Genomic DNA, 12,218 nt, shown 5'->3' on the forward strand with positions numbered 1-12,218 from the left:
CCTGTCGCGGCCGAGGCACCATCCCCGGCGACACCTCGGGCACCGCGGTCCGCCCTGCTCAGCCTCAGGGAGAGGGCGGTGACCGCCCGATCATGCAGCCTGTGCCGCCTCGCGTGCCGCGGCGAGGGCTTGCTGCCTGATGGTGCCGCCGAACAACTGCATCGTGGCGGCGGCCAGAACGTCGTCCCTGCCGATGGTCCGTCCGTCCCCTCTGCGCGTGGACAGGGCCATGACCAAGGGATCCTTGGCGAACGGCGGCGGGGCCACGTCGTCCGACGACCCCAGGACGACCGTACCGAAACGTTGAACCCCGCCCTCACGAACGACCATTGCCGCGTCCCGGGCGAGACCCGTCAGGAACACGCTCGCGATTCCGTCCAGTTCGCGAACCATCAGGGGGACGGCCGTAGCCCCCTGGCTCCGCAGGAGCTTCCTGACCCCTGCCTCGAACCTGTGAGCGCCGACCACAGCACTCGACTTGCGCGACCTGCTGCGCCTGGGAGAAGGCACGACGACACCCTCGGCGTCGTACCGGACACCGTCCAGGGCTTTGAACGTCGGGCTGTGCACGTACCACTTGTCACCCACGTCCAGCTCGACGTTCCGGTCGATCGCCGAGACGAGATCCCGGGGAACCAGCTTCGTACGGGCTTCCGCCGCCGCCGCTCTCCGCGCACCGGCGATGATCTCCGTCAGCAATGTCCGCGTCACCGACGCGGCGGCCAAGGCGGCCGACCGAGTGACGTGCATCGGGCTCGTCTCCCTGAACACCGTTTTGACGAGAGCAGGTTTGAACGGCGGGACATCCAAGACCCGGACGGTCTCGGGACCACCGCGCTCAGGACGTGCGGGCTGTGCAGTCATCGGATGAAACGCTCCCTGCTGTCCGGGCTTCCACAAGGCCGCACGTCACCACGCGGCCCGCTGTTCTCCGCCATCCTTGTGCATCCTTGTGTCGACGCGGCGCCCGGTCAAAGGCCTGCAGAGCCCGTCCCCGCATCACCGTAACCACATGCAGTTACTACCCTGTTGGCCAGCGCGCCGCGGCTAGGTTGGTTTGTCAGGTGACTTGAGTACGGCAACTCAGGCGCGGCCACGTTCCGCCATCGACGATGAGGACACACATCGCCGGATCCGGGAGACCGCTCATGCTCAGCCGAATTGCCGACCTCCTCGTGCCCGCTGTCGGCCGGTTGGCGGTGACCACGGATCCGCACGCCGATCTCGGGCCGGGCAGCATCATCGCCGCGAACCACACCTCTCTCGCCGATCCCGCCATCGTCGTCACCGCCCTGCGCCGCCTCGGGGTCGAGCCGGTGATCATGGCGGCGGCCGGACTGTGGCGTGTCCCGCTTCTGGGCCGGTTGCTGGCCAGCGAAGGTCACATACCCGTCGTCCGCGGCGACCGTCGCGCAGCGGACGCGCTGGACAGGGCTGCCGACGCCCTGGACCAGGGACGGCTGGTCCTCATCTACGCCGAGGGCGGGTTGCCGCGCCGCAGAGACGTGGCCGAGCAGGCGCCCCGGGCCTTCCGCAGCGGCCTGGCCCGACTGGCCGAGCGCACGGGCGCTCCCATCGTTCCGGTGGGCCAGGCCGGTGCCCGCCGCATCACCTCGGGCAGCACCGCCAAGCAGGTCGCAGGACTGGCGACCGCGCCCCTGCGTCGACCGACACTCCATGTCCATGTGGGTGCGCCGGTGTCGCCGTCGGGCGTCCGCACGGTACGGACAGCGCAGGCGCAGGCGGCAGTGACCACGGCCTGGCGAACGGCTACCGCTCACCTGGGAGAGCCCGCCGCGTAACCAGCGCCACACGGTCGCAGGGCCTGTCGCTGCCCCAGAACGCATCGGCCACGCGCGCCTGGAACGAGAGGGTCGAGTCCGCCCGCTTCGAAATCGTGGCGGAGGTGACCGGCGCCGACAGTGGCGGTACATGCCCCATGAGGCACGAGTGACACAGGTCACACCATGCGACCCCGTTCGGCCGGGCAGGCGATCTGGAGCTCGCCTGGGACACCCAGGGAGAACAACCGCGCTAACCCCTGGGAGGCACACATGTCGTCGAAGCGACGTCGTAAGAAGAAGGCCCGCCGCAAGAACGGCGCGAACCACGGCAGCCGTCCGCAGTCCTAGCGGCGGTGACGGACAAGGCGGGGCGGCACTGTGGTGCTGCCCCGCCTCTGCCTTGCCGGGAGGCGCTCGGCGAGTGAGGTCGGCCGGATGACCGCCCACCCATGGACGTCGCACGCTGCGAACTCCTGGGCGACCGCCACAAGCTGAGGGTTTGTGTCACAGCATTTGTGTCCCAGCACAAGAAGGCCGCGGGCCGGCTGTGCGGGTGCCCCCGGAAAACCGCCACTCCTGTACGCGCCACCATGTCGGCTGATGCCATCCCCGGCATGTCCTATCCAGCATCTCGATCGGCGCGGACTCCGGTTATGGCTACGGCTCCGGCTCCGGCTCCCGTCCAAACATCCCTCACCCGCCGCCGGAGACCGGCCGCTCGGAAGCGGCGACCGTGATCGGGGGCGACGGACAGTCGTTCGCCGTCGTGGTCTTCCTCGGCTTCGTCGCCGTGTCGCTGCTGCTGTGTGGGCTCGCAGCGGCCGACCTGGACGATCCCGAGCACTTCTACGCGGGAGGCAGCGCGGCCTTCGGACCGGTCGGCGGAGGGCTCGCCATCGCCGGTGACTACATTTCCGCGGCCACCCTGCTCAGCACCACGGGCGCGGTCGCCCTCGACGGCGCCGATGGCATGCTCTTCGCCGGTGCGACGGTCCTGTCGCTGTTCCTGGTCATGCGGATCATGGGTGAACCCCTGCGCCGCGCCGGTGTGTTCACCCTGGGCGACTTCCTCGCCGACCGGCTCGACGACCCGTCGATACGCAGAGCGCTGGGCGTCGCCAGCCTCCTCGTCCTGACCCCGCTTCTCCTGGTGCAGCTCTCCACGGCCGGACGCATCCTGGCCGCCATGTTCGGCCTGCCCGACGGCGCGCTGACCGGATGCACGGTCGCGGGTGGCGCCCTCATGGTCGCCTACGCCGCGTTCGGCGGCATGCGTGGCGTCGGCTACGTACAGATCCTCAAAGTCGGCGTGGTGCTCACCGCTCTTTCGCTCCTCGCGGGAATCGTCCTCGCCCGGTACGGCTGGTCGCCCCTGGCGCTCTTGGACGCCGCCCGCGACCGCTCGGGAGCCGGCGCCGGCTACGTACGGCCGGGCCTGCACTTCGGCTCCTCCGTCGCCGGCCGCCTCGACCTGATCAGCTTCCAGGCCACCCTGGTGATCGGCGCCGCTTGTCTGCCACACCTCACGATGCGGCTGCATCCGCTCAGGGACGCCCGGACCGCACGGCGCGCCGTGGGCTGGGCCGTCGGCCCCGTCGCGGTCGTGTGCGCCGGGGTGGTCGTGGCCGGGCTCGGGGCATGCGCCCTGATCGGCCGGGACGCGGTGCGGGCAGCCGACCCCGGAGGAGCGACCGCACTCCTCATGGTGACGGGGGCTCTCGACCCGGTCGCCGGGGGCGCGCGGCACAGCATGCTCTTCGCCGTCATCGCGTGCGCCGTCTTCGCCACCACCCTCGCGGCAGTGGCAGGCATCACGCTCGCCGCCGCCTCCAGCCTCGCCCGGGACCTGGGGTCCGCACGCGGCGCCAAGAAGGCGTCGGCCGCCGGGGAGATCCGGCGGGCGCGCCTGGGCATCGTGCTGGTCGGAGCCGTCGCGGTCGTCCTCTCCGCCACCCTCGCCGACCGTGGCAGGCTCACGCTGATCTCGCTGTCGTTCACGGTCGCGGCCTCGGTGCTCGCTCCGGTCCTGTTGTACGCGCTCTTCCTGCCGGGGTACTCCGCCACCGGTGTGCGCCGGACCGTCTACGGGACCATCCCCCTCATCGTGCTGCTGCTGGCCGGTTCACCGGCCGCCACAGGCACGCCCATCGCGGTCTTCCCGGACCACGATCTCCACTGGTTCCCGCTCCAGACCCCCGGGCTGATCACCATTCCCGTCGGCTTTCTGCTCGGGCTCGTGGGCCGCACGCGCCCCGATGCGGCGCGACAGCATGCATGGAAGGGCCGGACGACAGTGAGCCATGGCAGGGGCGAGCGTCCGTAGTCGCGACTCAACAAGCGCCTGCGTTCGGCCTGTTCCGGCGCACTGATGCCCTCGATGGATTCGGCCCCGCGGCAGAGGGAGGCCATATAACGTCTCTCCGGTCCTCAGACTGGGGGATTCAGAGCCATCGCTGCGCCGCCTCGACGCTGTCCCCGCCACTGGTGTTGAACGCAATCGCGGCCTGGGGTGCATGCCGCCGGATCAGGTTCATGATCTGTTCGAAAAGCGGTAGCAGCGGCTCGGTCTTGCGGAGCCCGCCGCCGACGATCACGACATCCCACGGCTGCTGGGTCAACGATGCGACGAGGGCAGGCTCCGCTGATGCGTCGAACACGATCAGCGTCATGGCCGCGTCGATCCCGTGCTCGCCGAACCGGAACAGCTCCGCACCGAGCGCCGAACGAAGAGCCTCTCCGTCGACGCCGGGTATCGCTCGCGGGTCGTAACCAACAACAAGTGCAGAAGGCATGAAGCCAACCTACCGAGCCCCGCCCGAACATGATCCGCCGGAAATAACTCAGTTGAGGCAGCCGAAGCCGATCCTGGATCACTCTCACGCTTGACCGACTCGGCTTCCCCGTCCGGGCCGGTCGGGCAAGTCGCCCCTCAGCGCATCCATGTGATCGGTCAAGTCCCCTCGGAGCTACCTCGTCATGACCACGGCGGTGGCGTGTACGGGTCTGGTGGGGTACGTGGCGTGCTCAGCTGGAGGCGCGGGGAGGCTCCAGCGACCGGGAAAACTCGGCAAGCCTGTGGAAGTCGTCCTCCCGTAGACCGATGCGCGGGTTGACGTGGTGGAGAAGCCCGGGCCCCCGATGGTGGGCAGCTACGTGTACCTCGTCCAGCGTGCTCTGCTCATCGTCCACCCAGGCGAAAGGGCGGCCTTCGGCGTAGTCCACGAGGGGACCGGTCTTCCAGTGGACCCCGTCCGGACGCTCTTGGAGCAGGGCGTCACCGAAATCGACGAAGGGAAGCTCTGGGAGGCCGAGCACCGGGGCGATCCACCGATTGGCGTCGCCCATCCACGTGGTGGCCCAGCACAGTTCGTAGTCGAGTTGGAGAAGGGCCCGCCCGTGCGCGGGGTTGAGCCAGACCCGCAGGGGCCGCCGTCGGAGAGAGATCCCTACATAATCCTTCGAGATCTCGTGGGGCACCCTGAGTGTGGTGTAGCCGGCAGGACGCCTTTCCGGCTTGGCCGCGTAAGGGTTGAGCGGTCCGTCCACATCAAGAAACAGCAGCGGTCGCTTCACGATCCCCCTTGCCCAAAACCGTCTGTGCCGTGGAAGCGTAGCTGGGACTGGTGGCGTCGGCCTGAGCGTGGACGTCGAGGTCCGTGAGCACCGCTGCCACGGTGGCCGGCCGCGCCGACAGCGGGGAGCCGGCAACAGGAGGGCCACTCAGGTGGACGATGTGTCGTTCATTGCACGCGAGAAAGGCCACCGCGCCACGGCGAACCAGACCAGCCCGACGAGGGAGACAAGGGAGACGACGAGAGCGAGCACGACCACCGGATTGACCCATGCCGGGACCATGTCGTAGCTGGCGTTGCACTTGCTGTGCAGCGGGAACCACTTGTTGTACTCGGCTGTGTGCGCGTCGACGTACGCGGCATCGTAGGGCTGACGGTGGATGAACTGGCATTCCTCACTGCCATTGAGCCCCATGCTGAACAGCCCCCGAAGCCACACCGCAAGGGCGGTGAACAGGGAGAAGGACAGCAGGTGGGCCCACCAGTTCGCGCCGCGCCGCAGGTCACGGATTCCCACATACAGGCAGTAGGCACTCCACACACTCGCCAGCGCCCAACCCAGGATCAGGAGAAGGAGGGTGAGCACGACGACTTCCTTCATAGTGCTCTCCCTTCGGTCAGCGGGCCTCTGCTCCGCCCTCGCATCCTCAGGGCTGATGGGGATCTTTGAAAACGGCTCTGCCCGCAGTTCCGTGAAATGGCCAGGTGTCGGCAGGGTGCCAGGATCGATTGTCGTTGGGTCGTGGCAGAGTGCGCGGTCATGGAGATCGACAGGTTCTGGGACGTCATCGAAGCCGCGCAAGCCGGGGCTGCCGCAACTGGCGAGCCATTTGACGAGGTTCTCGTCAAGCAGCTCGCGGAGAGACCGCGGCAGGAGATCCTGGAGTACGCCGAGCGCTTCGATGAGCTGCACGACGCCCTGTATCGCTGGGATGTGTGGGCGGCTGCATACCTCATCGGAGGTGGGTGTTCGGACGACAGTTTCATGGACTTCCGCGCCGGTGTGATCGCCTTGGGCTGTCAGTGGTACCAGCGCGTGGCTGCCGACCCGGACAGCCTTGGTACGCACCCCGATGTCGTTCAGGCGGCGACCGTCCGGGACCGTTCCGAGGTGCTGTTCTACGAGGACGTGAACTATGCAGCTAGCGGAGCGTTCGAATGGATCACGGGTGATGCGGATGCCTTCTACGAAGCCTGGCGCAGTTTCCGCGGGGCTGGTGGAGAGAGCGACAACGCGGTTGACATGGGCGAAGATTTCGACTTCGACGACGACAGAGAGATGAGCCGTCGGCTTCCCCGTCTGGCCGCCCTGTTCCTTGGCGCAGGCCCCTGAAAGGGACTCTCGTAGTTCCCCGATGCTCATGGCTGGGTGAGGACGCGGGCTCGGAGAAGTTCGAACGACGCTCGGCCGTACATAGCTCGCTTCAGTGTTTTCACCCGGTTTACGTGGCCCTCGACGACGCCAGAGCTCCAGGGCAGGGTCAGACCGGCAGTCACTGCGTCAAGGTCATGGCGGAGGAAGCCGGCGAAGCCCTTCATGGGCTTCGGTGCGTCCTGCTCGGCCTTTCGGGTCCACTCCAGCAACAGGTATCCGCGCTGATAGCGGACCAGGTCGGCAAACGCGCGAGCGAGATCGCAGGCCCGGGCGATGTCGGGGCAGGCGAGCCGGACTTGAAGGAGCCGCTCGTCCTGGCTTTCGATGAGCGTCTCCCGGGGCCGCATGATCCATGAGGTGGTCTTGCGGGGGCTCGGGATGTCCGCCCGGACCGGTTCGGTGGTGCCCTCTCTAAAGGCGACCAGGTGCTTGCGGACGACCTGGCAGCTGCCCCGGTAGCCGCGGGCTTGGATCTCCAGGAACAGTCGGGTGCCGCTGACCTGGCCTTGGGCTTCGGTGGAGCGGGCGTTGAGGTAAGCCTTGAACGGCTCCAGGACACCGTTGGGGCGGCGCTCGCGGGCGCAGGCCAGCAGTTCGTCGAGGCCGGTGTCGCGGAAGCGGCGCACGGTCTTGCGGTCGAGGTTCAGCTGGCGGGCGATGGCGCTGATGGTCCAGCGTTTGTCCAGCAGGCGGTGGATGTCTTCGTAGCGGTGGCGGGTGCGTTCGATGATCTGGGTGCGTGGCAGTTCCGTAGGCGGTAACAGCGTCGGGGGTGGCCCCGGCGCCTCGGCAACTGTCTTCTCCTCGGCGCGTTTGCGCAGGCAGTAGCGGTGCTGGTGGCAGGTCTTCTCCACCCCAGCGGACAGGTTCTGCAGCAGGTGCCAGCGATCAGCGATTTCTAGGGCATGAGGGGCAGCATCCCTGACCGCCTTGGTGTGAGCGGTAGCCCGGTCCCGACGAATGATCTCGGCGCCGGGATGCTCGGTGAGCCAGGCGGCGAACGTCTCCGAGGCGCGGTCGGGTAGCACGTCCACGACGCGACGGGCTTCGACGTCGACCAGCACGGTGCCGTAGGTGCAGCCCTTGCTGGGGGCGAACTCGTCCACCCCAGCACCCGCGGCGCACGGTCCGGCACCGTCGGCGCCGCCAACAGACTGAGCAACCGTGTCCGGCGCGCAACCAGCTTCAGACGGCGGCACAACCTTGCGGCCGGACGGACACCCAGTTCCACCGCAATCGATCGAAGCCACCCGGTCAGCCCGGCACTCGAGCGACGATGCCGCTCGGACAGGCCCGGCACCTGCTCGACGAACGTCCTGCGAGAACAGTTCTTCCGGTCACGGAAGTACCGGCGGACCCGCAGCCGAACTGGACCCGGCGAGGCCCCACCGGCCGTTCGTTCAGGGCCCGTTGATACGTGCTGTGTATGCGCCTCGCCTGTTTCCGGCAGCCCGGGCACCGGCACGAGCAAGCGGTGGACACGGCCTCCACCAGGAGGACGTCGGAGCTGTCGCTGACGCGTTCCACTCGCACATCGATCCCGGGAAACAGCACAGCCTCGACCGTCTTGCTCGCCATGCCGGGACATACTCTGCCGAAACGATCCCCCGCTCACATCCCTGACCTGGGGTTTCACGGAACTGCGGTCAGATCTTTGAAAACGGCCACCTGTGCTCTTCGATCCCCACCTCGTTGCCACGAGCGACTGTGCCCGGAGCCTCCCGCTCTTCGATTGTTCGGGCCATACCGACCCGGTGCACTACCCGTTCTCCGGGCCCCTTCAGCTGACGGCCTTGCTGATGACCGCGGCGCTCTTTCGGGCGGCGGCCATCAGCAGCACGGGGTGACGTCACACGGTGGGCACCGGCTCGGCCGGGACCGTCCACCGCTCGCTCACCCACGCGTCCAGGCTCGTCAGCCCGGGGTGGCGCTCGCGCAGCGCGGGCAGGTCGGCGCGGAAGCCCACCGTGTTGAACCAGTCGAACATGGCCCCCATCTCCTCGCTGTGGGCCCGCACCTGCTCGACCGGCTGGGCGTCGAAGCGCACCGGCCGTCCTGCGGCACGGCCGAAGATCTCGGCCATCTGAGGGCCGGTCACCTCATCCCCGGCGATCTCGATGGTGCGCCCCAGGTAGTCGGCGGGTGCGTCGAAAGCGGTCGCGGCGATGACCCCGATGTCCCCGGGAGTGATCATCTGCAGCCGGGTCTGAGGCGCCAGTGCCAGGGTGAGCACCAGTTCACCGTCGTGCCACTGCGGGCCGAGCCCTTCGAAGTTGGTGATGAAGAACGACGGCCGCAGTACCGTGGCCGGCAGTCCGAGCGCCTCGATGTGCCGCTCGACCTCGCCCTTGCTCGCGAAGTGCTGCACCTCACCGGGCCGGTCGGCGCCGTCCACGGAGCTGTAGACGAAGTGCGCGACACCCGCCCGCGCCGCCGCGTCCGCGACCGCCTTGCCCTGCCGCGCCTCGCCGGCGAAGCCGTCGGGCCCGGCGAAGGTCTGCACGCTGAAGACGCCGTACGCCCCTGCCAGTGCCGCATCCAGCGAGGCCGCATCGTCGAGATCGCCGCGCACCAGCACGGCCCCGGCCTCCTCCAGCGCCAGCGCCTCCGCCTTGCCGGGATCACGCACCAGCGCATGCACGGTCCAGCCGCGGGACAGCAGGGCACGGGCGGTGGCACCGCCCTGCTTGCCGGTTGCACCGGTGACCACCACGACACGGTTGTCAGCCATCACAGACTCCTCAATAAGCGCAGGTCCCGGGCGACCGCGAAGCAATCGCCCCGATGACCAGAAGCCTGCATCCTCAACCAGACTTCAGGTCCAGCTGGTGTGACCCACGTCACCCGAAAGGTGCGGCCAACCCCCATCACCCGCCCGACACCTGTACAGCTCGCCCCGTCCCCGGACCCGGCCAGCTACCGGGCGGTTCCTCCTCGGTGACGTCCCGCCGCAGGCCGGAGCCGGGTGGGGAATCCCGGCGAGCAGGTCTGGCCACCCCCTTAGCCTGGAGTGGGGATATTCAGAGGGCCCCATCAGGGCTGCCGAAAAATAGATCGTCAGGGCGGGCTGATCCTCCTACCGTTCCGCCATGCAGATCGTTGTGACGCTGGACTGTGTCGACACCGAGGCGCAAGCCGAGTTCTGGCTTGCCGCGCTCTCTCCCCTGGACTACCGGCGCGGCTTCCATGGACCTCCCTACCTGAGCCTGGTCGGGCCCACTCCTGCCCCGACCCTTCTCCTCCAACAGGTCCCAGAACCAAAACAGGGCAAGAACCGCCTGCACCTTGATCTCGACTTCGGCACCGCAGACCTGATGCCCGAGGTCAATCGCCTCGAACAGCTGGGCGCTTCGAGACTCTCTGAAGAACTCACCGAACACGGCTTCCGCTGGATCGTCGTTGCCGACCCGGAGGGCAACGAGTTCTGCGTATTCGATCCCCGGAACAGCATTGACACTGCGCATTAGGCCGTGTCCGGGCGATCTTGTGTGGAGTCGGGGGGAGCCGGTGCGCTGGTCAAAGGGGACGGCTGGGAGAGTGATTTCCTGTGACTCATTCTGATCTTGCTCTGCGTATCCACTCCGCCTCTCATCTGACCGGCCAGTTCACGCTTAGGTCGGGACGTACTGCCACGGAATACTTCGACAAGTACCGGTTCGAGGCGGATCCCGTCCTGTTGGACGAGATCGCCCAGCGGATGGCCCCGCTGGTGCCGTCCGGCACGCAGGTGCTGGCCGGCCTGGAGATGGGCGGCATCCCGGTAGTGACCGCGCTCAGCCGACACACGGGCCTTCCTTGCGCGTTCGTGCGCAAGCAGGCCAAGCCGTATGGCACATGCCGTCTGGCGGAGGGCGCGGAGGTTGCAGGCCGGAGGGTGCTGGTCATCGAGGACGTGGTCACCAGTGGCGGCCAGATCGTGCTGTCGACCGCGGATCTGAGGGGGTTGGGTGCGCAGGTGGGTGAGGCGCTGTGCGTGATCGACCGGGACCAAGGCGGTGCCGAGGCCCTCAAGGTAGAGGGCATCAGCCTGTTGTCCTTGCTTACGGCCGAAGACCTGCGGGCTGCTGCCACATCCTGACGACAGGCCGTGTCCGGCCGCTACCCCACAGCGTTGTCCGGCGCATGGCGGGGCGAGGCGATCTTTCGGACGGACAGTGGCGGCGGCTGGAGCCGTTGCTGCCGGTGAGCAACAACCGGTGCGGGCGGTGGCGGGACCGCCGTCAGGTGGTCAACGGGATACTGCACCGAGTGCGGACCGGGGTGCCGTGGCGGGACCTGCCGGAACGGTTCGGCCCGTGGAAGACCGCGTATGAACGCCATCGGCTGTGGTCGGCCGACGGAACCTGGGAACGGGTGTTCCAGCAGGTCCAGACTGCCGCCGATGCCGACAGCGCGATCGACTGGGACATCTCGGTGGACTCCACGGTGATGCGGGCCCATCAGCATGCTGCCGGCGCCCGCCGAACCCCGCCGCCAGCTCCGCCTTGCTCAAAGGGGGCCGACGCGGCGGAACACCAGAGCGAGAAGCTCGGGTTGAGGCTGCCCGGCCGCCGGGTGGCGCCGGTGCCCCGGGCGAGGGCCTGGGCCGCTCACGCGGCGGGTTCACTACCAAGCTCCACCTGACTGCCGACGGCCATTGCCACCCGCTGTCCCTCACCGTCGCCCCCGGACAGCGGACGGACTGCACCGAGTTCGAGCTGGTCATGGACAAGATTCGTGTACCCAGGGCCGGGCTCGGTCGTCCCCGCCGCACACCGGATAGCGTCTCCGCCGACAAGGCGTACAGCAACCGCGCCATCTGCGCCTACCTGCGACGACGCGGCATCCGGCATGTCATCCCGGAGAAGAAGGACCACAAGGCCGTCCGCCTGCGCCAGGGTTCACGCGGCGGCAAACCGCCCGGATTCGACAAGGAACGCTACAAGAAGCGCAACACGGTGGAACGTGCCATTAACAAGCTTAAAGTCCACCGAGCCGTCTCGACCCGGTTCGACAAACGCGGTCACGTGTTCCTCGGCACCGTCACCGTCGCAGCCCTGGTCATCTGGCTCCGCTCATGATCGCCCGGACATGGCCTAGTTGCGAGGCCAGGCCGAGGCCCCACGCCTCTGGCCTGGCCAGCCCGCCGAACTGCGAGCAGACGGCGAAGGTATGGGGCCAACGGGCAAGCGAGTGGCATCAAAAGTCATCGCGATTGATCATGTCGAGAGCCGACCAGTGACTCCCCCACACGCCTCGAAACAACTCCCGTTCAGACCTCCATAGCCAGGAGGCCGTCCGGGGTCGATGTCGGGTGTGAACGGCATGTGTGCCAATGCCGTTGGTCGGCAGGGGCCGGGCAGCCAACGGCGGCCATCAGCCTCCCCCGGCCCAACCGACTCTCCCAGCCCGGCTGACCGCGCATCTGCAACCGACAACATCCCGAAGGGGCGGCCTCGCAGCCGGCCTGTGCCAGGCAACGCCCCCAGCGCACCCAGGTAGGCGGCA

Annotated in this window: 13 protein-coding genes; 7 read left to right on the top strand and 6 right to left on the bottom strand. The window is 68.1% G+C overall.

Annotated elements, in window-relative coordinates:
• Positions 1 to 90: 90 nt before the first annotated feature.
• The gene (locus ACFVDP_RS00535; protein WP_383480915.1) at positions 91 to 864 is read right to left on the bottom strand and encodes a hypothetical protein; all 774 of its coding nucleotides are present in this window, start codon (positions 862 to 864) and stop codon (positions 91 to 93) included.
• Positions 865 to 1,148: 284 nt separating this feature from the next.
• Between ACFVDP_RS00535 and ACFVDP_RS00540 the strand changes: the two genes are divergently transcribed.
• From ACFVDP_RS00540 to ACFVDP_RS00550, 3 genes are all read left to right on the top strand, one after another.
• Positions 1,149 to 1,802, top strand: a complete 654-nt coding sequence (locus tag ACFVDP_RS00540; RefSeq protein ID WP_383480918.1) for a lysophospholipid acyltransferase family protein — start codon at positions 1,149 to 1,151, stop codon at positions 1,800 to 1,802.
• A gap of 252 nt (positions 1,803 to 2,054) precedes the next feature.
• Complete coding sequence (locus tag ACFVDP_RS00545; RefSeq protein ID WP_370443954.1) at positions 2,055 to 2,132, top strand: 50S ribosomal protein bL37; 78 nt, start codon at positions 2,055 to 2,057, stop codon at positions 2,130 to 2,132.
• 385 nt (positions 2,133 to 2,517) lie between these two features.
• Complete coding sequence (locus ACFVDP_RS00550; RefSeq protein WP_383480921.1) at positions 2,518 to 4,107, top strand: cation acetate symporter; 1,590 nt, start codon at positions 2,518 to 2,520, stop codon at positions 4,105 to 4,107.
• 118 nt (positions 4,108 to 4,225) lie between these two features.
• Here ACFVDP_RS00550 and ACFVDP_RS00555 read toward each other — a convergent pair whose 3' ends face one another.
• The 3 genes from ACFVDP_RS00555 to ACFVDP_RS00565 form a co-directional block, all read right to left on the bottom strand.
• On the bottom strand, positions 4,226 to 4,576 hold the full coding sequence (locus tag ACFVDP_RS00555) for a hypothetical protein (RefSeq protein WP_383480924.1): 351 nt from the start codon (positions 4,574 to 4,576) through the stop codon (positions 4,226 to 4,228).
• Between the two features lie 232 nt (positions 4,577 to 4,808).
• Positions 4,809 to 5,357, bottom strand: coding sequence for a hypothetical protein (locus ACFVDP_RS00560; RefSeq protein ID WP_383480927.1), 549 nt, complete (start codon positions 5,355 to 5,357; stop codon positions 4,809 to 4,811).
• Positions 5,358 to 5,504: 147 nt separating this feature from the next.
• Positions 5,505 to 5,957, bottom strand: a complete 453-nt coding sequence (locus ACFVDP_RS00565; RefSeq protein ID WP_383480930.1) for a hypothetical protein — start codon at positions 5,955 to 5,957, stop codon at positions 5,505 to 5,507.
• Between the two features lie 159 nt (positions 5,958 to 6,116).
• Here ACFVDP_RS00565 and ACFVDP_RS00570 point away from each other — a divergent pair, with 159 nt between their 5' ends.
• Entirely contained in the window at positions 6,117 to 6,689 is a 573-nt protein-coding gene (locus ACFVDP_RS00570; RefSeq protein ID WP_383480933.1) for a DUF4240 domain-containing protein, read from the top strand.
• A 26-nt stretch (positions 6,690 to 6,715) separates the two neighbouring features.
• Here the strand turns inward: ACFVDP_RS00570 and ACFVDP_RS00575 are convergent, their stop codons facing one another.
• Positions 6,716 to 7,837: an ISL3 family transposase gene (locus tag ACFVDP_RS00575; RefSeq protein ID WP_383480936.1), complete on the bottom strand. Its 1,122-nt coding sequence runs from the start codon at positions 7,835 to 7,837 to the stop codon at positions 6,716 to 6,718.
• A 743-nt stretch (positions 7,838 to 8,580) separates the two neighbouring features.
• A complete protein-coding gene (locus tag ACFVDP_RS00580; protein WP_383480939.1) occupies positions 8,581 to 9,462 on the bottom strand; it encodes an NmrA/HSCARG family protein in 882 nt (293 codons plus the stop codon).
• A gap of 358 nt (positions 9,463 to 9,820) precedes the next feature.
• On the opposite strand from ACFVDP_RS00580, the gene ACFVDP_RS00585 reads away from it, so the two are divergent.
• The 3 genes from ACFVDP_RS00585 (at position 9,821) to ACFVDP_RS00595 (ending at position 11,791) form a co-directional block, all read left to right on the top strand.
• Positions 9,821 to 10,198: a VOC family protein gene (locus ACFVDP_RS00585; RefSeq protein WP_383480942.1), complete on the top strand. Its 378-nt coding sequence runs from the start codon at positions 9,821 to 9,823 to the stop codon at positions 10,196 to 10,198.
• A gap of 80 nt (positions 10,199 to 10,278) precedes the next feature.
• Positions 10,279 to 10,809, top strand: a complete 531-nt coding sequence (pyrE, locus tag ACFVDP_RS00590) for an orotate phosphoribosyltransferase (protein WP_383480945.1) — start codon at positions 10,279 to 10,281, stop codon at positions 10,807 to 10,809.
• 44 nt (positions 10,810 to 10,853) lie between these two features.
• Positions 10,854 to 11,791, top strand: a protein-coding gene (locus tag ACFVDP_RS00595) for an IS5 family transposase (protein ID WP_383480948.1) whose coding sequence is annotated in 2 segments (ribosomal slippage) — positions 10,854 to 11,247 and positions 11,247 to 11,791 — 939 coding nt in all. Because the reading frame shifts where the segments join, the coding sequence is not laid out codon by codon here.
• Positions 11,792 to 12,218: the final 427 nt, after the last annotated feature.

The organism is Streptomyces sp. NPDC057694, assembly GCF_042799415.1.
Classification (GTDB): domain Bacteria; phylum Actinomycetota; class Actinomycetes; order Streptomycetales; family Streptomycetaceae; genus Streptomyces.